Genomic DNA, 20,089 nt, shown 5'->3' on the forward strand with positions numbered 1-20,089 from the left:
CGAGGCGGGTGCGGCGGCAGAAGGGGGGCGATCGCAGCCCAGAGATCGTCAGGGAGAAGCGGGCGAGCCATACCACCCCAACGCCCAACCGACCCAATCGTGCCGTTCTGTTAGGCGCTCTAAGTCGATCTGCGCCGTCTACGCCCACAACGACGACATGATGGTCGGCGCGATCCAGGCCATGAAGGAAGCAGGCCTCAAGCCCGGCAAGGACATCCTCACCGTCTCGATCGACGGCGTGCCGGACATCTTCAAGGCGATGATGGCGGGCGATGCCAATGCCAGCGTCGAGCTGACCCCGAACATGGCCGGCCCGGCCCTCGACGCCGTCCTCGCCTACAAGACCAAGGGCACCGTCCCGCCGAAGTGGATCCAGACGGAATCGAAGCTCTTCACCCCCGCCGACGACCCGCAGAAGGTCTACGACGCGAAGAAGGGCCTCGGCTACTGACGTCGCGCGTCGCGGATCCGAACGCATGTTCCCAGGGCAGGACGACGCCGCACCGCTCCTCGCGGTCCGCGGCCTCACGAAGAGCTTCGCGGGCTTTCCCGCCCTGTCGGGCGTCGACCTGACGCTCAGGGCAGGCGAGATCCACGCGCTCCTCGGCGAGAACGGCGCCGGCAAGTCGACGCTGATCAAGACCGTCACCGGCATCGTGACGCGCGATGCCGGGACGGTGGAGCTCGACGGCACGGCCATCGCGCCGCGCTCGGGGGAAGCGGCGCAAGCCGCCGGCATCGCCACCGTCTACCAGGAGGTGAACCTGCTGCCGAACCTCTCGGTGGCGCAGAACCTCTTCCTCGGCCGCGAGCCGACCCGGCTCGGCCTCGTGCGCCACCGCGAGATGCGCCGGCGCGCCGCCGCGCTGCTCGCCGAATTCGACCTCGCGATCGACGCCGGCGCGCCGCTCGGCGACCACTCGGTCGCGGTACAGCACCTCGTCGCCATCGCGCGCGCCGTCGACCTGTCGGCGCGGGTGCTGATCCTCGACGAGCCGACGGCGAGCCTCGACGCGCACGAGGTCGAGATCCTGTTCCGGGTCATGCGCCGCCTCGCCGCGCGGGGCCTCGGGATCGTCTTCGTCACCCACTTCCTCGACCAGGTCTACGCGGTGACCGACCGGATCACGGTGTTGCGCAACGGCCGGCTCGTCGGCTCCTGGGAGACCGGTGCGCTCCCGCGGATGAAGCTCATCGAGGCGATGCTCGGGCGCGAGCTGAGCGAGGCGACAGTCGGGACGGGCCACGCCGACCGGCACGGTCCCGCCACCGAGGGAGCGGCGGTCGCGGTCTACGAAGGATTCGGGAAACCCGGCTACGTCGCGCCCTTTGACCTGACGCTGAAGCGCGGCGAGGTCGTCGGCCTCGCGGGCCTCCTCGGCTCGGGCCGCACCGAGACCGCGCGCCTCCTCTTCGGCGCAGAAGTGGCGCAGACGGGCGAGGCCCGCATCGACGGCGCGCCCACGCGGCTGCGCACCCCCCGCGACGCGATCCGCCACCGCTTCGGCTACTGCCCGGAGGAGCGCAAGACGGAAGGCATCATCGCCGAATTGAGCGTGCGCGAGAACATCGTCCTGGCGCTCCAGGCGAGGCGGGGGCCGTTCCGCCCGATCCCGCGGCGCGAGCAGGAGGCGCTGGCGCGCCGCTACATCGCCATGCTCGACATCCGCCCGCCCGATCCCGAGCGGCCGATCGGGCTCCTCTCGGGCGGCAACCAGCAGAAGGCGCTGCTCGCCCGCTGGCTCGCCACCGAGCCGCGCGTGCTGATCCTCGACGAGCCGACCCGCGGCATCGACGTCGGCGCGCATGCCGAGATCATCCGACTGATCCGCCGGCTCTGCGACGAGGGGCTCGCCCTCGTCGTCATCTCCTCCGAGCTCGAGGAGATCGTGACCTACGCCGACCGGGTCGTGGTGATGCGCGACCGGGCCCAGATCGCCACCCTCGAGGCCGGCGCCGTCGACGTCACCGCCATCCTGAAGGCGATCGCCGGCGACGAGGCCGCGGAGGCCGCCTGATGCCAGCCCCCTCCCTGCGCTTCCAGCGCGGCGCCCCGCAGGTCCTCGCCTTCGCGGCGGTGCTCCTCGTCGACTGGCTCGTCTCGCCGCAATTCTTCGACCTGCGGATGCAGGGCGGGCGGCTGTTCGGCAGCCTGATCGACGTGTTCAACCGTGGTGCGCCGGTGGCGCTCCTCGCCATCGGCATGGTGCTGGTCGTCGCGACCCGCGGCATCGACCTGTCGGTCGGCGCCGTCATGGCGATCGCAGGCGCGGTTGCCGCGAGCCTCGCCGACGCGCACGCCCTGCCCGTCGTCCTCGCCGCGTCCCTCGGCGCCGGGATCCTGTGCGGGGCCTGGAACGGCTTCCTCGTCGCGGTGCTGGGCATCCAGCCGATCATCGCGACGCTGATCCTGATGGTGGCGGGACGCGGCATCGCGCAGCTGCTGACGGAAGGGCGCATCGTCACCTTCACGGCCCCGGGCCTCGCCGCCCTCAGCAACGGCGCGGTGCTCGGCCTGCCCGCCCCGGTCGTCCTCACCCTCGGCGTCCTCGCCATCACGGTGCTGGTGGTGCGCGGCACGGCACTCGGCCTCCTCATCGAGGCCACGGGGGCCAATGCGCGGGCGAGCGCGCTCGCCGGCGTCAGCACCCGCACGACGACGCTCGCCGTCTATGTCTGGAGCGGGTTCTGCGCCGCGCTCGCCGGCCTCGTCGCCACCGCCGACATCCTCGGCGCCGATGCCAACAATGCCGGGCTGTGGCTCGAGCTCGACGCGATCCTCGCGGTGGTGATCGCGGGAAGCTCGCTCCTCGGCGGGCGCTTCAGCGTGCCGCTCGCGGTGCTCGGCGCCTTCATCATCCAGGCGATGAACACCGGCATCCTGCTGTCGGGGTTTCCGGCGGAGACGAACCTCCTCGTCAAGGCGGTGGTGGTGCTCGCCGTGCTCCTCGTCCAGTCGCCTCGGCTCGCCGGCCTGTCGCTCCTGGTCCGGCGGAGGACCCGATGAGCCGCTACCTGCCCGTCCTCGTCACGGCCCTCGTCTTCGCGGCGGGCTACGGGCTCTGCGCGGCGCAGTTCCCGGCCTTCCTGTCGACGCGGGTCGTCGGTAACCTCCTCACCGACAGCGCCTTCCTGGGCATCGTCGCGGTCGGCATGACGATCGTGATCGTCTCGGGCGGCATCGATTTGTCGATCGGCTCGGTGATCGGCTTCACCAGCGTCTTCCTCGCCATCGCCATCGAGCGCTGGGGCCTGCCGCCGCTCGCCGCCTTCGCCCTGGCGCTCGTCATCGCCGCCGCCTTCGGGGCGGCGATGGGGTGGATCATCGCCGCCCTCGACTTGCCCCCCTTCATCGTGACGCTGGCCGGCATGTTCCTCGCGCGCGGCGCGAGCTTCCTCCTCTCGACGGAATCGATCCCGATCACCGCGCCGCTCTACGAGGCGGTGAGCGAGGCAAGCCTGCGCCTGCCCGGCGGCGGACGGCTCACGGTCGTCGCCGGCATCCTGCTCGCCGTCTTCGTCGGCGGCGGCATCCTGCTGCACCTGACGCGCTTCGGCACGGCGGCCTACGCGCTCGGCGGCAACCGCGTCTCGGCCCGGCTGATGGGCCTGCGCGTCGGCGCCCGGACGGTGGCGATCTACACCCTGTCGAGCGCGCTCGCGGGGCTCGCCGGCATCGTGTTCTCGCTCTACACCTCGTCGGGCACCTCGCTCTCGGCGGTCGGGGTCGAGCTCGACACCATCGCGGCGGTGGTGATCGGCGGCACGCTGCTCACCGGCGGCCAGGGCCTGATGGTCGGCACCTTCCTCGGCGTGATGATCCAGGCCCTGATCGGCACCTACATCACCTTCGACGGCACACTGTCGAGCTGGTGGGCCAAGATCGCGACCGGCGCGCTGCTGTTCGTCTTCATCGCCCTCCAGCAGGGCCTGTCCGTCGTTGCACGCCGGGCCCGCCGCCCGGGCCGGGACACGGCCCGCACGGCGCCGGCACCCCCTCCCCTTTCCGCCCGGGCGCTGCCTTAGGGTTCGGGACAGCTGTCAGCGTCCCGGTCCTGACCCGTTGCCGCCGATGGCCCCCGGCGAGAGATCCCGTCGTCGCTCGGCAAGACCACTACGACCCCGTCGCTCACGCGAGCCGGAACCGCAGCTCGCCCAGGCCTTCCAGGCTACAGGCGATCTCGTCGCCGGCCTTGAGCCACCGGCGCTCGGCTCGCGGGATCTTCTCGCCGAAGATCACCCCCTGCGGCGTTCCGGTATAGAAGATATCGCCCGGCTTGATCGTCATCATCTTCGAGGCGAAGCTGATCAGCTGCCGGCAGTTGAAGATCATGTCATTGGTGTTCCAGTCCTGGCGCTGGACGCCGTTGACCCGGGTCTCCAGCCGCAGGTTGTTTGGGTCCTTCACGAGGTCGCTGGTGACGAGGTAGGGCCCGAGCGGCGCGAACCCGTCGGCCGTCTTGCCGATCATGAACTGCGAGGTCAGGGTCTGGAGATCGCGAGCGCTGAAGTCGTTGCCGGTGGCGTAGCCCGCGACGTAGTCGAGCGCCTGCTCCTCCGACACGTTGGCGCATTCCCGCCCGAACACGATCACCAGCTCGACCTCGTAGTCGAACTCGCGGGCGACCGCGGTCGGCAGCTTGATGGTGCCGCCGTGATGGTTGAGCGCGTTGTTGTACTTGTTGAACAGCGGCGGGTCCTTGGGGATCGGGGTTCCGGTCTCGGCGGCGTGGTGCCGGTAGTTGAACCCCATCATGATGATCTTCTCGGGCCGGGTGACGAGCGGAGCGTACTGCACCGCCTCCTCGCGCAGCAGGTGGGCGCCGCCGCGCCCGGCCGCCCCGACCACCGCGTTGAGCTGGCCGCCCTTCCCGTTCTGCAACAGGTCGTCCATGTCGGCCGGGGCCGGCAGGTTCAGGGCGGCCGCCGCCGCCGTCACGTCGAGGATGCCGCGCTCGGTCTTCACCCCGAGGCCGTAGCCGCCCTCGCGCCGCATGTTGAGCAGGGTGAGGCCCCGCGGCATCTCGAAGGCGGCGGGGGCTGCCGCCGCCGGGGCGGCCGCGCTGGCATTGGCTGCCAGGCCGACGGCGCCCAGGCCAGCCGCGCCCTTCAGGAAGTCGCGACGATCCGTCTGCATTGGGGTCTCCTCCCGTGTCTCTTCTTGTCGTGTCCGTTCACCGTGTCCCGGGCGCCGCGCCTCGCGACGCCTCGGTCACGTTCCGCTTCCACAGCTCCTAGGCCCTGAGATGGATCTGGTCGAGGGCGCGGCCCGCCTTCTCGCCCTCCTCAGGGTCGAGGAAGACGAGCGGGCCGCCGAGCGCCATCGCCTGAGCCTGGATGCGGGCGTTGACCTCGGTGTAGACGGCGCGGAACACCGCCATCGGCAGGGTCGGGCCGACCACCACGTCGCCGTGCCCACGCATCAGGGCCACGGCCTTGTCGCCGAGGCTCGCGGCCAGCGCCCGCCCGAGGGCGGGGTCGCGCACCAGGAGGTCGGTCGCGCCGGCGGCCGCCCGGATGTCGAAGACCGGCACGCCGGCCGCCAGGATGGCCGCGATGTGGTAGGTCGCGCGCAGCGGCACTGAGGCGATGCCGAAGGGGATCACCGACGGCGAGTGGCTGTGGACCACCGCCTGCACGTCGGCCCGCGCCCGGTAGATCTCGGCGTGGATGAAGCGCTCGAGGAAGACCGCGCGCCCGCGCGGGTCGATCGCGTTGCCGTCGAGGTCGAACTCCATGACGTCGTCGGGCGTGACGAGGGCCGGGGCGACCGAGCGCGACATCAGGAACCGCTTCGGGTCGCCCGGATGGCGCACGCTGACATGGCCGAAGCCGTCGACGACGCCCTGATCGGCCAGGATGCGGCTTGCCGCCACCAGATCCTCGACCAGAGCCGGCGGCACGCCGGTGGGGGATTGCGCGCAGGCTCCGTCCCCGCCGAGCCAGGCGCCCATAAGGAGACACGCGGCGGCGGCCGCTCCGACCAGCCTCATGGCTCCTCCCGCGCGGCGGCCGCGCTCGCGCGCTCGGGCCGCCCATTCGTGTTGTCGCGCGAGGATCGGGAAATCCCCGGTCGAGTCAACCCGCCCCGACCGTCACGGCTCGCCGGGCTTGAACGGCGGTTCCTTGCCGGGCGGGACGCCCTCCTCGGCCATGCTCAGGAGCATCGCCACCGTGACGTAAGTGCCCGAGAGCGCCGTGAGGTCGACGACGCCCTGCTCGCCCAGCACCGCCTTTGCCCGGGCGAAGGTCGCGTCGGAGACCGCGTGCTTCGTCGAGAGCTCCATGCAGAAGTCGTAGACCGCCTCTTCGTCGGGCTTCATGCCGCGCGGGCGCCGGCCGGCCTTGAGGTCGGCGGCGACCTCCTCCGACAGCCCGGCCTTGAGGGCGAGGGGATAGTGGGCGAACCACTCGACCTGCGAGCGCCACAGCCGCCCCTGGATCAGGATGGCGAACTCGTTGAGCCGCGTCGGCACGGAGGTGTGCCAGCGCAGGTAGTCGAGGAGGTCGTACATCCGCTGCGCCATCTCGGGGCTGCGGATCATCGGGTTGTAGGGGCCGGCGAGCCCGACGCTGGAGATCTTGAGGATCTTCTCGCCGAGCGGGCGCTGCCGCTCGTTCAAGCCGTCGAGGGTGAGCTGGGGAAAGCGCGGCTCCCGGCCGGAGGCCGGACCGGACGACTGGCTGAGCGCGAGCCCGCCGCCGAGCGTCATCATTCCGAGCAGCGCGAGGCCGCCGATCGTCCGTCGCCTCATCGATCATCCTCCCTCGGGCCGGCGCTCGTTGTCGTCGGCGGCCGGCTCTCCTGGTTCAGTTAGAGCATTTTCCGACGAAGTGGATACTGGTTCGTCGCAGATATGCGGCAAAACAAGGACTTAGAGCATTTCACGATTGCAGCGCGATCGTGACGTGATCTGGTGCATCGCGCGGGAAGGAGAATGCCAGCGCCTGGAAATCCCCGTCCGCGTCCTTCGCGAATCGTGTGCACGACCCTGTCAACGGCGCGGCCCCGCCCTGTTCGGCCGGGCTCACCCGCTTAGATTGTCGGTGAGAGCGCCGTCTGCGGGGCGACAGCCCCCGCCGCCCGAGCGGGGCCGAAAGGAGCGAGAAGCCGTGGCACGCAGGCGCGTCCGACCCACGATCGAGATCCTGAGCGAGATCGTCGCGCGCTTGGGACTGCCGCCGCGCTCGGTCGATCTCGAGGCCCTGCGGGGCCGGCTCGGCCTGCCCGAGTTCAACGGCGAGGCCGACGACACCCGGGTCGCGCGGGCCCTTCGGGCGATGAAGGCCGAGCGCGCCTTCGCGGAGACCGGCGTCGAGGCCTTGAAACGCACCGTGCCGGCGCTGCGGGCCGCCGTCTCGGACGGCGGCGCCATCACCTGGAGCGTGCGCGCCACGATCCCGCTCCTCGACGACGACCGCCTGGCCTTGCGGATCGACGCGCCGCCGGACGCGGAGACCGCCGGGATCCTGCGCGGCATGGCGCACCGCAACGACCCGCGCTGGCGGCTCGACGACCTGCGCGCCGCGGTGGCGCAGGGAGCGGCCAGGGCGGCCGACGATCTGCGCCGTCCGGTCGAGCACCTGCGCGAGCAGGTTCGCCTCGACCTGCGTGAGGTCGGGGCCGACGCCTCGGCCTATCTCGCCCAGCTCGACCGCTCCCTGCGCTCCCGCCCCTTCCCGCTCACCGACGAGCTCGGCCGGTCGCTGTTCCAGACCCTCACGCCGGTGCGCAAGCGCGCGCGGGTGGTGGCGCACCAGGATTCGCGGCTGCGGCGCCTGCGCGACCGGGTCGGCTTCGGCGCCTATATCGAGAAATTCGCCGCGGCGCGCCGGCTCGGCCGGCGCATCGTGTTCCACATGGGGCCGACCAACTCGGGCAAGACCTACGCCGCGCTGAAGGTTCTCACCGAGGCGGCGACCGGCACCTATCTGGCGCCCTTGCGCCTGCTCGCGCTCGAGAACTACGAGACGCTTCTGGAGCGGGGCCTGCACGCCGGCATGGTCACGGGCGAGGAGGTGCTCGGCGAGGCCGGCCCGACCCATACCGCGCGCACCATCGAGACCGCGGACCTGACTCGCCCGGTCGAGGTCGCGGTGATCGACGAGATCCAGATGCTCGCCGATCCCGACCGCGGCTGGGCCTGGACCAACGCGCTGTTCGGCGTGCCGGCCAAGACCGTGATCGTCTGCGGCTCGGACGACGCCCTCGCCTATGTCCGCCGGGCGGCCGAGGCGGCGGGCGAGTCGCTCGAGGTGGTGCCCTTCGTGCGCAAGACGCCGCTTGTGCTCCTGGAGCAGCCGGTGCCGCTCGAGAACGTCGAGCCGGGCGACGCCGTCGTCGCCTTCTCGCGCCGGGCCGTGCACGAGAACCGCGAGATCCTGGTGGCGGCCGGCCACCGCGTCGCGACGATCTACGGCGCGCTCTCGCCGGAGGTGCGCCGGGCCGAGGCCGCGCGCTTCCGCACCGGCGAGGCCGACGTGCTCGTCACCACCGACGCGATCGGCATGGGCCTGAACCTCGGTCCGCTCAAACGCGTGGTGTTCTCGGCGGTGCGCAAGTACGACGGCACCGGCGAGCGTGCGCTGACGAATTCCGAGATCCGGCAGATCGCCGGCCGGGCGGGCCGCTTCGGCCATCAGGACGTCGGCTACGTCGCGGCCTGCGAGGAGGACGGCGTCGTGCCCTTGCGCACCGCGCTCGCCGGAGCGCCGACGGCGCCGGCCGCCGACACCCGATTCTTCGTCCGGCCCGACCTCCAGGCGATCACCTCGGTGGCGGAGGAGATGGGGACCGACAGCCTGCGCGAGGTGCTGGCGCATTTCGCCCGCGCCACCTTCTACGACGGCTCGCCGTTCCAGCCCTCCGCGCTCGAAGAGATCCTCGACGTCGCGCGGCTGGTCGACCGGGCGCGCCTGCCGATCCGGGAGAAGTTCGTGTTCTCGGTCTGCCCGGTCGACCGGCGCGACGACGTCGCGATGGCGGTGCTGGAGCGCTGGACCCAGGCCCGGGCGGCAGGCGCCGGCGTGCCGGCCCTGCGGGCGAACCTGCACGGCGAGCTCGATTATCAGGAGCGCACGGTCAAGCTCGCCAGCGCCTATTTGTGGCTGTCGCGCCGCTTCCCCGAGACCTTCGACGACGTCGAGGCGACCCGGGCGATGCGCGGCCAGGCCAACGGCGCCATCGAGGCGCACCTGCGCGAGACCGCGACGCGCCGCGTCGAGCGCCGCTCGCGCCGGGTCGCGGCAGGAAAGGCGCCGCGCGGATCGCGCGGGTGAGGCGTGGTCTGGGCCGCGATCCTTCGCCGATCCGCCTGCCGGGCGCGGTTGCGCCGCAACGGACGCGGCGGCCTGCCCCGAAGGCCAGGCCGCGGATGAAGGAACCCGACGGTCCTGGTCGTCCAGATGCCGCGATCCACGCCCGCCTTGTTCAGCGTGGATGCGCGACTTCTGGCCGGAGCGACGGGATTTTTCCCGAAGACCGGACGAGATGCTTGCGGCCCATCAGGGAGGGGCGGATCGATCAGCGGGCGGGGGGCGCCCAGATCCCGAGGGCTGCGGTGTCGACGGCGCGCGGCAGCAGCCCCTCGGCCCGGAACGCATTGGCGATCGTCTGCTGCTCGGCGAGCCCTTCCCGGGTCACGGGCTCGACGCGGTAGCTGCGATGGGCGTTCGCCCGCAGCACGATCTCGGGATCGAGCTTCCAGAGCGCGGCGAGCCGCGCGGCGGCCTCGGCCGGGTTCGCCTTCACCCAGGCCCCGGTCTGCGCCAGCTTGCCGAAGAGGAGGTCGAGCACCGGTCCGTTCGCCGCCACGTAAGCGTCGGCGGCGAGGTAGTAGCGCTTGTAGAGCGATAGCCCGGTCCCGTCGCGCAGGATGCGCGCGCCCGCCTGGGCCTGCGCCGCGGTCAGGAACGGATCCCAGGCCGCCCAGGCCTCGACGCCCCCGCTCTCCAGCGCGGCCCGCCCGTCGGCCGGGCTCAGGTAGGCCGGCACGATGCTGCGAAAGGACAGGCCGGCCTCCTTGAGCGCGGCCAGGACCAGGAAGTGGTTGCCCGCTCCCTTGGTGACGGCGATCCGCTTGCCCTTGAGGTCGGCCACGGAACGCAGGCCTGAATCCTTCGGCACCAGGATTCCTTGCGCCTCGGGCGAGGCCGCCTCCTGCGCGATGTAGGTGATGCGCGCGCCGGCCGCTTGCGCGAAGACCGGCACCGTATCGGCGACGTCGGCCGAGACGTCGATCGAGCCCGCGTTGAGGGCTTCCATGATCGGCAGGCCGCTGGTGAATTCATGCCAGGACAGGCCGACGCCCTGCGCCGACAGGGCCTGCTCCAGGCTCCCGTCCTGGCGCAGCAGCGCGATCAGCGTCGAGGAGCGCTGGTACCCGATGCGCAGCGGAGCGGCGGCGCGGGCGGGGCGACCGAGGGCGGCCGAGGCGGCGAGGCCCGCGAGCAGGGACCGGCGGGTGGTCGGCATCGGATCGACTCCTTCGGCAGGACCGGGGCGCGGAAGCGTTCGCGCCGCGTCAGCGGGACGTCGGCGCCTACAGATCACCGTTGGCCAAAGTCAAGCTTCGCCGCGGCTCACGCCGGATCCGATTGTCCAGGACCGCTCCCGGATGTTCGCTCCATGCAGGCAGCATGGCGGTCGGCCGGGCGCCCGACATCGACGAACCGACCCCCCCACGACACGGCCCGCCTCGCCATGTGTGAGCGGCGGCGAACACCGGTTCGTTTACACGAAGCAGCAGCCGGGCGTGATCGCGCTCACGCGCATCGGCGCGCCCTCCAGCGCCGGATGGTCCTGTATCGGCATCACGGCCTCGTGCTGTACCCGTGGGCCGACGGTGCGGTCAGGCCGTGGCCCGGCCCGGATCGTCGACGCGGATCATGCCGCCCGCGTCGATGGTGATCGGGATGACGTCGAGCGCGCAGCCCTGCGCCAGGCCGTCGACGCCGTGCCCGTCGTCGATGCGGAAGGCCGCGTCGTGGTTGGAGCAGCGCACGAGCGTGCCGTCGGCGCTCAGGACCGCGCTGCTGCGGTAGGTGAGCGGCAGGTCGCGGTGCGGGCACAGGTTCACGAAGGCGGCCGGCCCGTCCGCGCCCTTGACCAGCAGGATCGGGAAGGCCCCGTCCCCGCTGTCGATCTCGACGGCGAGGACGCCCGTCGAGTCGAGGCTCGCGGCCTCGGCGAGCACCGCCCCGATCGGCGGCGCGCCCGGCAGGTCCCGGTAATCACCCATCGGGATCGCTCCGACCTTACGCGGTCAGCACGCCGCGCTGGATCTGGTCTTCCTCGATCGACTCGAACAGGGCCTTGAAGTTGCCCTCGCCGAAGCCGTCGTCGCCTTTGCGCTGGATGAACTCGAAGAAGATCGGCCCGATCACCGTCTTCGAGAAGATCTGGAGCAGGATGCGGGTCATGCCGCCGTCGACTACGCCCTCGCCGTCGATCAGGATGCCGTGCTTCTTCAGCTTGTCGAGCGGCTCGGTGTGGCCGCTGACCCGCTTCTGCGAGCGCGCGTAGTAGATGTCCGGCGGGCCGGGCATGAACTGGAGCCCGCGCGCGGCGATGGCGTCGGTCGAGGCGTAGATGTCGTTCGTCGCGACGGCAACGTGCTGAATGCCCTCGCCCTTGTACTCGTTGAGGTACTCCTCGATCTGGCTCTTGTCGTCGGCGCTCTCGTTGATCGGGATCCGGATCTTGCCGCAGGGCGAGGTCAGCGCCCGGCTGGTCAGGCCGGTGAGCTTGCCCGAGATGTCGAAGTAGCGGATCTCGCGGAAGTTGAACGTCTCGGCGTAGAACTTGTACCAGGTGTCCATGTTGCCGCGCCGGACGTTGTGCGTCAGGTGGTCGAGATAGTAGAAGCCGACGCCGAAGGGCTTCGGGTCCGCCTCGCCGAGCCAGTCGAAGTCGTCCGAGTAGGGCGAGCCCTTCGCGCCGTAGCGGTCGACGAAGTAGAGCAGCGAGCCGCCGATGCCGTAGACCGCCGGCGCGTCGATCGTCTTGTCGGCGCCGGTATACTCGGTGGCGCCGAGTTCGACCGCGCGCTTGAGGGCGTGCTGCGCGTCGACGACCCGCCAGGCCATGGCGGCGGCGCAGGGGCCGTGCGCATCGACGAAGCCGCCGGTATGTCCGTCGCGCTCCCGGTTGACGACGTAGTTGATGTCGCCCTGGCGATAGAGCGAGATGTCGCGGCTCTTGTGGCGCGCCACCTCGGTGAATCCCATGCTCTCGAACAGTTTGCCCAGCACCGCCGGGTCGCGGTGGGCGAACTCGACGAACTCGAAGCCGTCGGTGCCGGCCGGGTTGTGGGCGCTGATCGTGGCGGGCGGGGCGTCGTGCGGGAAGGGACCCATGTCGTCCTCCTGAAGGGCTCGTGCGGACAATTGTAGCCGGGGCGCTCCGCGCGATCTGCGCAACTTCGGCTTGCCGGACCGGCTCGTGCGGGTGGATCGCGCGTCAGACGGCTCTTTCGCGCGAGGATCGTGCATTCGTGGGGACCGGGCGGGATGCGTCCGGTCCCGCGGATCACTTCGACAGCGCCTCGAGGGAGACGTCAGTGGTGCGCGGCCCGAGCCATCCGACCGCCAGCATGGTGATCGCCATGCAGGTCGAGGTGAACAGGAACACGCCGGTCACGCCGGAGTGGTTCAGCAGGTATTCGAGGATGAACGCCGTGAAGATCGCCGAGAACCGGCTCCAGGAATACACGAAGCCGACGGCGCGGGCGCGGATGCGGGTCGGATAGAGTTCGGCCTGGTAGGCGTGGTAGGTGTAGGACAGGGTGTTGGCGGCGAGCGTGATGACGAGGCCGGAGATCAGGATCCCGAGCATCTCGGTCTGCTGCGAGAAGGCGAGGCCCGCCACCACGATGATGCCCGCCATGGCGAGGATCACGGTCTTGCGCTCGTAGCGGTCGGCGACGAGGAGCCCGAGCAGGGGGCCGACCGGGGCGGCGAGCGCGATGATGGTGGTGTAGCCGAGGCTCGTGGTGACGGTGATGCCGTGCTTGATCAGCAGGGACGGCACCCAGTTGGCGAAGCCGTAATAGGCGACCGTCTGGAAGACGTGGAACACCAGCATCATCACGGTGCGCCGGCGGTAGGGCGCCTTCCAGATGTCGCCGAACACCTCCGTGCCGGCGGCCGCAGGCGCCACGGCCGTCTCGGGCTCGGGCAGCGGGCGGCCGGTCTCGCGGCGCACCTTGTCCTCGAGGCGCGACAGGATCGCGTCGGCCTCGGCGATGCGTCCCTTGCCGGCAAGCCAGCGCGGGCTCTCGGGCAGCGCGCGGCGAACCCACCAGATCGCCAGGGCGCCGCCTGCGCCGAACAGCACGACCCAGCGCCAGCCGTCGAACCCGAGCGGAGCCGTCGGCACCAGCAGGTAGGACAGGAAGGCGACCAGCGGCACCGAGGTGAAGCCGATCGCCTGCGACAGGGCCGAGGCGCGCCCGCGCATGTGCTTGGGCACCAGTTCGGTGATGTAGGTGCCGATCGTGACGATCTCGACGCCGATGCCGAGGCCCGCGATGAAGCGCCAGAGGTTGACGTCGAAGGCGGTGGACTGGAACGCCATGATGGCGTTCGCGGCGGAGTACCACAGCAGCGACCAGGTGAAGACCGCCTTGCGGCCGAACCGGTCGGCCAGGAAACCGCAGCACAGCGTGCCGAGGAACAGGCCCGAGAACAGGGCGGCGATGAAGCTCGCCCGGCCGGAGAACATCAGCGTCAGGAAGTGCCAGGGCGAGGTGGCGTCGGCCAGCGACGACGCCTTGGCGCTGAGGATGCCGGCCTTGACGAGGCCCGGCGTCACGTAACCGGTGAGGAAGAGGTCGTAGAGTTCGAAGAACAGCCCGAGGCTGATGAGCACCACCACCCGCCAGACCGGGCGGGAGGCCGGGAGCCGGTCGAGCCGGGCGGAGATGGCGGCGGCGCCGGCCGCGCTCTGCGGCGGTGCCGCCGCGTCGGCGATCGCCGCGATGTCGTAGGCGGAGATGGCTTTCAAGGTTTCCTCCTGACAAGTCGATCCGGACTGTTCGCCGCCCTTTGCTCGACCGCACGTGTTTATGAGGGATGTCCTGCCCGATTATTCGAGCCTTGTATTCTTTGCTCGTCGTCGTTGATTTGCTGAGAGCTTGCCGAATGTTCGACGGTCAGACCGTCTCGGGAACTTTGACCGCCGGTGCCACCAGGATGCCGGCCGCGATCAGTGCCGCAACCTCGGCCTCGCCGAGCCCCGCCTCGCGGGCGATGTCCCGCCCGTGCTCGCCCACCCGCGGCGGCTGGCGCGTGAGGCCGGGGCGGCCGTCGAACAGCGAGATCGGCAGGCCAGGCAGGCCCGCGCTCTCCGCCGCCGGCCGGAAGGCGGCGTCGTCCCGGGCCCGGGTCAGGTCGGTCGGCAGGAGGCCGCCGGAGGCGAGGAGATGGGGATCCTCGAACAGGTCGCCGGGCCGGTTGATCGGCGAGAACGGCAGGCCCAGTGCCTCGCAGCGCGCCATCAGCTCGGCCTTGGTGAGCGTCGCGAACACCCCGCCGACCCGGGCGAGGATGCGGGGACGCGCCGCCGCGAGGGCCGCCATACCGGCGAGGTCCGGGTCCCGCGTGAGGTCGTCGAGCCCAAAGGCCTTGCAGAACGCTCGCCACTGCGTCTCGGTGACGACGCCGACGAAGACCTGGCCGTCATCGGCGGTGTCGAAGATGTCGTAGAGCGGCCAGGGCTTCTTCATCTCGGGATCGCCGAACGGCGTCGGGTCGCAGCCCTCGACGGCGGTGCGGGCCATGTGCTGGGCCACCAGCACCATGTTGGTCTCGAACAGGCCGGACTGGACGAGGCCACCGCGCCCGGTCCGGTCGCGTTCGCGCAGGGCCGCGACCACCGCCAGCGCGCCGAACAGCCCGCCCATGATGTCGTTGACCGAGGAGCCGGCGCGCAAGGGGCGCCCGGGCGGGCCGGTCATGTAGGCCAGTCCCCCCATCATCTGCACGACCTCGTCGAGGGCCGCGCGGTGCTCGTAGGGCCCGGGCAGGAAGCCCTTGAGCGAGCAGTAGACGAGGCCCGGGTTGTCGGCCTGGAGCGCCTCGAGTCCGAGGCCCATCTTCGCCATGCCGCCGGGGCGGAAGTTCTCCACCAGCACGTCGGCGTCGGCGGCGAGCCGGCGCACCAGGGCGAGGCCGTCCGGCGACTTCAGGTCGACGCACAGGCTGCGCTTGTTGCGGTTGAAGGCCGAGAAGAAGCCGACCGCCGGCCCGGTCAGGCGCCGGGTGTTGTCGCCGCCCGGAGCGGGCTCGATCTTGATCACGTCGGCGCCGAGATCGGCGAGGATCATCCCGCAGCTCGGCCCCATCACCATGTGGCTGAACTCGATGACCCGGATGCCGGCAAGGGGAAGACGGCTCTCGGGCAGACGGCTCGCGCCCGTGGCCTGGGGGGAGTGGAACATGGCGTCGTCCTCGAGGGCGGTCATCGGGCGGTGTCCGGGGATGGGGCGGCGTGCCGGTAGGTGCGCGGGATGCCGGCGGCGGCGACGCGCCCGTGCAGGCGCTCGGAGGGCAGCAGCTCGGCGAGCAGCGCCCGCGCCGCGATGAGGGCCGGGAGGTCGATCCCGGTGTCGAAGCCTTCCGATTCGAGCAGGTAGACGAGGTCCTCGGTCGCCGCGTTGCCGACCGAGCCGGGCGCGAAGGGGCAGCCGCCCAAGCCCCCGAGCGCCCCGTCGAAGCCGCGCACGCCCTCCTCCAGACCCGCATAGGCGTTGGCGAGGGCCGTCCCGAGGGTGTCGTGCAGGTGGAGGTGGCCCAGGCGCTCCGTGCCGATCTCCCGGCGCAGGCGGCGGACCAGCCGCCTGACCTGCGCGGGCGCGGCGTAGCCGAGGGTGTCGGCGAGGCTGACGATGTCGGCGCCGGCTTCCGCGAGCGCGGCTCCCAGGCGCACCACGTCGTCCTCGGGAACCGCACCTTGCAGCGAGCAGCCGAAGGCGGTGGAGATCCCCGCCTCGATCCGCGGCCGGTCGCACCCGAGCGCCTCGACGATCCGGGCGACCTCGGCGACCTGCTCCTCGCGCGAGCGGCGGACATTGGCGCGGCTGTGGGCTTCGCTCGCCGAGACCGGGACGACGACGACCTGCGCGCCGGCCGCGGCGGCGTTCTGCGCGCCCCGCAGGTTCGGCGCGAGGGCGACCACGGTCAGGGCCGGGTAGCGCTGTCGCGCCGTCCGGGTCACCTCGGCGGCATCGGCCATCTGGGGCATGAGGTGGGGGGGCACGAAGCTCGCCACCTCCATCCCGGTCACGCCTGACGCCGCCACGGCGTCGATCCAGGCGAGCTTCGCGGCGGTCGGCATGACCGACTTCGCCATCTGCAACCCGTCCCGAGGACCGACCTCGCGAACAGCGACGACGGGGCGTTCTCCGTCTGTGACCATCGCTTCCTCACCCGATCTCTTCTTGATCCGGGGGTAACTCCGTATGATGCGGACGAGAATCGCTCATTGACGGGGCCTGGGTCCGCAGTTGGCGGATGCTATGGCCGGTCATCAGGGGAGCAGCGCCATGATGACCTGGCAGCCGGACTGGACGAGCCTGCGGCTGTTCCTGACCGCCCTCGAGCTCGGCAGCATCGCCAAGGCGGCCGAGCGATGCGGCATCGCCAACTCGGCGGCGGCCAAGCGCATCCAGGTGCTGGAGGCCCGGGCCCGGGTCGGGCTCGTCGAGCGGCACGCCCGCGGCATCGTCGCGACGGCGGCCGGCGAGGTGTTCGCGCGCCACGCCCGGGGCCTCATCGACCTCGCGCGCCGGCTGGAGGAGGACATGGACGCCTTCGCGGCCGGCGGCGCCGGCACCGTGCGGCTGCTTGCCACCGCCTCCAGCATCGGCGGGCACGACCTCGCCGAGCGCCTCGCCGTCTTCGCGCGCCTCTACCCGCGCATCGTCGTCGACCTGCGCGAGCTGACGAGCGCCGCGATCCTCCAGGAACTGATCGAGGGGCGGGCCGACATCGGCATCGTCACCACCAACGCGCGGATCCCCGCCGGCCTGGAGGCGCGGCCCTGGCGCGAGGACCGGCTGCTCGCCATCGTCGCGCGCGACCATCCGCTCGCCGACCGCGCGACCCTGCGCTTCAGCGAGGTGGTGGAGCATCCCCTGGTCGACGTCCTGGAGATCGGGGCGCTGTCCCTGCTCCTGACGGAGGCGGCCCAGGAGCTCGGGCGCAGGCCCGATTACCGCTACCGCGTCACCTCGATGGACGCCGCCCGCCGCCTCGTCGCCGCCGGCCTCGCGGTGAACGTGATGCCGGACCGGATGATCGCTCCCTATCTCGACAGGTTCGGCGTGCGCGCGATCGCCATCGACGAGCCGTGGGCGCTGCGGCAGCTGCGGCTCGTGGCGCGGGCGGCGAGCACCCTGCCGGGACCAGCCCGCATCCTCTCCGACCACCTGATGGATCGGGCGGTCCGGGAACCGGCCTCCAGGCCGCAGAGCTGAACGGCAGCGACCGGGCAGGGCCTTGCGGGACCGGCTGCCGCCGATGGACGTCCCGATGCGCGCGGTCGATGGCGGAACGAATCGTCCCGCTCCCCTTCTCGCGGGCCGCCGGGGAAGGAGGAGCGCCGTCTGCGGCATCGTGCGATTGCGGCAACTTGGACACCGGCCCTGGGTGGCCGCCGGGCGCTCCCTACTCTCGCGTCGACCTGCGGTTCATGCGCCGTCCCGCGCGGTCGGCGCGCCGCTTTGGCCCGGAGGCCCACCCGACCATGGCCCAGACGACGATGACCCAGGATCTGCCGGACCTGCCGCCGCAGGCGTTCGCGAAGTTCGATCGCAATCCCGATCCCCTGTTCTACGCCGAACCCCGCTTCGTGACCCATATCGACGCCGCCGCGATCGCGGCGGTGACCGACCTGTACCGGGAGATCGTCCCGGCGGGCGGCGACGTCCTCGACCTGATGTCGAGCTGGGTCAGCCACCTGCCGGACGAGGTCGCCTATGCGGGCGTCGTCGGCCACGGCCTGAACGCGGCTGAACTCGCCGCCAACCCGCGCCTGACCCGGTACGTCGTGCAGGACCTCAACGCCGCGCCGCAGCTGCCCTTCGCTCCCGCGAGCTTCGACGCCGCGCTGATCTGCGTCTCGGTGCAGTACCTGCAGCAACCCGTGGCCGTGCTCTCGGAGGTCGCCCGCGTGCTGCGCCCCGGCGCCCCGGTGGTGATCTCGTTCTCGAATCGCTGCTTTCCGACGAAGGCGGTGGCGGTCTGGCACGGTCTCGACGCCGCGGGACGGGCCGAACTCGTCGGCCTCTATCTCGAACGTGCCGGCTTTCCCCGCATCGAGGCATGGGCCCTGCGACCCGAGGGCGGCCCCGGCGACCCGATGACGGCGGTGATCGGCTGGACAGCCGCGGCGTGAGCGGCCCTAAGCAGACTTGCGTTGGCAGGCCAACGCTTCGCCCGCTTAGGTTCTTGTTTTACCGCAGATTTTTGGCGCCGAACCGGCAACCACTTCGGCGAAATCTGCTTAGGCCGGCTCCGGCGGACGCTCCCGCGGGGTCGAGCCGGTCGCCCCGGGCGTCAAGGCCGGGTGCCGTCCTCGGCCGCGGCGCGGGCCGGGAACCAGTTGCCGTGGAAGCCCGGTGGGATCCGGTGCCCGAGGCGGATCGTGGCGACGGGCGGGGCCTCGAACGCACGCGCGTCGAGGATCGCGAAATCCGTCGTGTCGCGCGCGGCGTCGATGACGAATCCGACGAGCCAGCCCTCGTCCTCGCCCGCCCCGGGATGCGCCGGCACGAAGACGAATTCCCCCGGGATCCGGCCCGGACCGAACTCGTGCACGCGGCGCTCGCCCGTCTCCAGATCGTGCCGGTAGATCTGCGTCGCCCCGGCGAGCTGCGTGTTGCCGTCGGGCGGCACGCTGACCGTGTAGAGGATGCGGTGACGTCGCCCGAGGCGCCGCTCGTCGATGCGGGGGAATTCCTGCGCCGCCGGATCGAGCACCCGCCGCGCCACCCGCCGCGTCGCGGGATCGATCGTCCAGCGCTCGAGCCGGCCCGGGCCGTCGAAGCCGCCAGCGACCGCGGTGAACACCGTGTCGTAGGCGACGACGTCGAGGATCACCCGCCCGTCGGCGTCGTCATAGGCGTTGGCGGTGTGGAACACGAAGCAGGGCTCGACCTCGCACCACAGGATCTCGGTACCGCCGCCCTGCCGGGCGAGCAGGCCGACGCGGGCCTGATGGCCGGGATTCCAGCGGAACGGGAAGCGGTACCCGGCGAGCAAGGCCCGGAAGGAGAACGTGACCGGCAAATCGAGCACGATCGCGAAGCGCGCCGTGATCGCGCAGTCGTGGATGCAGGGGCCGTGCTCGACCGCCACGGGCACGTCCCGCACGACCTGCCCGGCCGGCGAGAGGACGACGTGGCGGACGCTGTCCCAGACGCGCCCGTCATAGGCGATCGCGTGGGTCTCGCCGGTCGAGGGATCGCGGTGGGGATGCCCGGTGAAGGACCCGGCGAGCGTCCCGTCGAACGGATTGTAGCGCTGCTCGTCCAGGTTCCGCGAGAGCTCGACGGGGACGCTGCCGGCCTCGACGACCGCGAAGATCCGGCCGCCGATCTCGACGACGTTGGTGTTGACGGTGTCGTCGCCCCGACGGGGCCCGGGCGCGGCCGGCCGCCCGAGCGCCGCGGCGGCGCTGCGCGAGCCGATCCAGCGGTTGCGGTACCACGCCGCCCGGCCGCCCTCGATCGCGAGACCGTGCACCATGCCGTCGCCGAGGAACCAGTCGTGGCCGCGGGTCGCCGGGCGGACGGGGTTGGCCCCCATCTTCAGATAAAGTCCGTCGAGGCCGGGCGGGATCGTCCCGGTGACCGGCAGGTTCGTGAGCGTCAGCTCCGCGCGCATCGGCGCGTGGACGCCGACCACGAAGGGATTGCGCGTCCCGGGCAGGCGCAGCCGGTTGCAGGCCGCCCACAGGCCGATTCCGGCCTCGGCGGTGGCGCGCAGCGCGGATCGGACCCGGCCCGCCATCAGCGGCGATCCCCGGATGGGCCCGTCATCGGTGGTGCGAAGGAACCGGAGGCGATCATGGATCTTGGCTCCCCGA

Annotated in this window: 16 protein-coding genes and 1 pseudogene; 7 read left to right on the forward strand and 10 right to left on the reverse strand. The window is 71.5% G+C overall.

The window, feature by feature from the left end; all coding sequences use genetic code 11:
- Window positions 1-121: 121 nt before the first annotated feature.
- The 4 genes and pseudogenes from ACS5PV_RS28130 to yjfF all read left to right on the forward strand — a co-directional run.
- Window positions 122-451, forward strand: a pseudogene (locus ACS5PV_RS28130) (sugar ABC transporter substrate-binding protein); the annotation flags it as partial.
- Window positions 452-476: 25 nt separating this feature from the next.
- On the forward strand, window positions 477-2,018 hold the full coding sequence (locus tag ACS5PV_RS28135; protein WP_455398630.1) for a sugar ABC transporter ATP-binding protein: 1,542 nt from the start codon (window positions 477-479) through the stop codon (window positions 2,016-2,018).
- Complete coding sequence (locus ACS5PV_RS28140; protein ID WP_455398631.1) at window positions 2,018-3,007, forward strand: ABC transporter permease; 990 nt, start codon at window positions 2,018-2,020, stop codon at window positions 3,005-3,007. The genes ACS5PV_RS28135 and ACS5PV_RS28140 overlap by 1 nt, the downstream gene beginning before the upstream one ends.
- Window positions 3,004-4,026 carry a galactofuranose ABC transporter, permease protein YjfF gene (gene yjfF / locus ACS5PV_RS28145; protein WP_455398632.1) on the forward strand — a complete coding sequence of 341 codons (1,023 nt, stop codon included), beginning with the start codon at window positions 3,004-3,006 and terminating at the stop codon, window positions 4,024-4,026. The genes ACS5PV_RS28140 and yjfF overlap by 4 nt, the downstream gene beginning before the upstream one ends.
- Before the next feature lie 103 nt (window positions 4,027-4,129).
- On the opposite strand, the gene ACS5PV_RS28150 is transcribed toward yjfF, so the two are convergent.
- From ACS5PV_RS28150 to ACS5PV_RS28160, 3 genes are all read right to left on the reverse strand, one after another.
- Window positions 4,130-5,137 (reverse strand): fumarylacetoacetate hydrolase family protein, encoded by a 1,008-nt coding sequence (locus tag ACS5PV_RS28150; protein WP_455398633.1) that lies wholly within the window; start codon window positions 5,135-5,137, stop codon window positions 4,130-4,132.
- 97 nt (window positions 5,138-5,234) lie between these two features.
- Entirely contained in the window at window positions 5,235-5,993 is a 759-nt protein-coding gene (locus ACS5PV_RS28155; protein WP_455398634.1) for a class II aldolase/adducin family protein, read from the reverse strand.
- 102 nt (window positions 5,994-6,095) lie between these two features.
- Complete coding sequence (locus tag ACS5PV_RS28160) at window positions 6,096-6,755, reverse strand: carboxymuconolactone decarboxylase family protein (RefSeq protein ID WP_455398635.1); 660 nt, start codon at window positions 6,753-6,755, stop codon at window positions 6,096-6,098.
- 358 nt (window positions 6,756-7,113) lie between these two features.
- Here ACS5PV_RS28160 and ACS5PV_RS28165 point away from each other — a divergent pair, with 358 nt between their 5' ends.
- Entirely contained in the window at window positions 7,114-9,279 is a 2,166-nt protein-coding gene (locus ACS5PV_RS28165; RefSeq protein WP_455398636.1) for a helicase-related protein, read from the forward strand.
- Between the two features lie 244 nt (window positions 9,280-9,523).
- On the opposite strand, the gene ACS5PV_RS28170 is transcribed toward ACS5PV_RS28165, so the two are convergent.
- From ACS5PV_RS28170 to ACS5PV_RS28195, 6 genes are all read right to left on the reverse strand, one after another.
- Window positions 9,524-10,474 carry an aliphatic sulfonate ABC transporter substrate-binding protein gene (locus tag ACS5PV_RS28170; protein ID WP_455398637.1) on the reverse strand — a complete coding sequence of 317 codons (951 nt, stop codon included), beginning with the start codon at window positions 10,472-10,474 and terminating at the stop codon, window positions 9,524-9,526.
- Between the two features lie 376 nt (window positions 10,475-10,850).
- Window positions 10,851-11,240: a Rieske (2Fe-2S) protein gene (locus ACS5PV_RS28175; protein WP_455398638.1), complete on the reverse strand. Its 390-nt coding sequence runs from the start codon at window positions 11,238-11,240 to the stop codon at window positions 10,851-10,853.
- Between the two features lie 16 nt (window positions 11,241-11,256).
- Window positions 11,257-12,357, reverse strand: coding sequence for a 4-hydroxyphenylpyruvate dioxygenase (gene hppD / locus ACS5PV_RS28180; RefSeq protein WP_455398639.1), 1,101 nt, complete (start codon window positions 12,355-12,357; stop codon window positions 11,257-11,259).
- A 172-nt stretch (window positions 12,358-12,529) separates the two neighbouring features.
- Complete coding sequence (locus tag ACS5PV_RS28185; protein WP_455398640.1) at window positions 12,530-14,005, reverse strand: MFS transporter; 1,476 nt, start codon at window positions 14,003-14,005, stop codon at window positions 12,530-12,532.
- Between the two features lie 148 nt (window positions 14,006-14,153).
- Complete coding sequence (locus tag ACS5PV_RS28190; RefSeq protein ID WP_455398641.1) at window positions 14,154-15,464, reverse strand: CaiB/BaiF CoA transferase family protein; 1,311 nt, start codon at window positions 15,462-15,464, stop codon at window positions 14,154-14,156.
- Entirely contained in the window at window positions 15,461-16,417 is a 957-nt protein-coding gene (locus ACS5PV_RS28195; RefSeq protein WP_455398642.1) for a hydroxymethylglutaryl-CoA lyase, read from the reverse strand. Before ACS5PV_RS28195 ends, ACS5PV_RS28190 begins: the two co-directional genes overlap by 4 nt.
- Window positions 16,418-16,544: 127 nt before the next feature.
- Between ACS5PV_RS28195 and ACS5PV_RS28200 the strand changes: the two genes are divergently transcribed.
- Both ACS5PV_RS28200 and ACS5PV_RS28205 read left to right on the forward strand, forming a co-directional pair.
- Complete coding sequence (locus ACS5PV_RS28200; RefSeq protein ID WP_455398643.1) at window positions 16,545-17,477, forward strand: LysR family transcriptional regulator; 933 nt, start codon at window positions 16,545-16,547, stop codon at window positions 17,475-17,477.
- A gap of 284 nt (window positions 17,478-17,761) precedes the next feature.
- Window positions 17,762-18,397, forward strand: coding sequence for a class I SAM-dependent methyltransferase (locus tag ACS5PV_RS28205; protein WP_455398698.1), 636 nt, complete (start codon window positions 17,762-17,764; stop codon window positions 18,395-18,397).
- Between the two features lie 161 nt (window positions 18,398-18,558).
- Here the strand turns inward: ACS5PV_RS28205 and ACS5PV_RS28210 are convergent, their stop codons facing one another.
- Entirely contained in the window at window positions 18,559-20,013 is a 1,455-nt protein-coding gene (locus ACS5PV_RS28210; RefSeq protein WP_455398644.1) for an 8'-apo-carotenoid 13,14-cleaving dioxygenase, read from the reverse strand.
- Window positions 20,014-20,089 lie beyond the last annotated feature (76 nt).

The sequence above is a fragment of the Methylobacterium sp. Gmos1 genome (assembly GCF_053764715.1).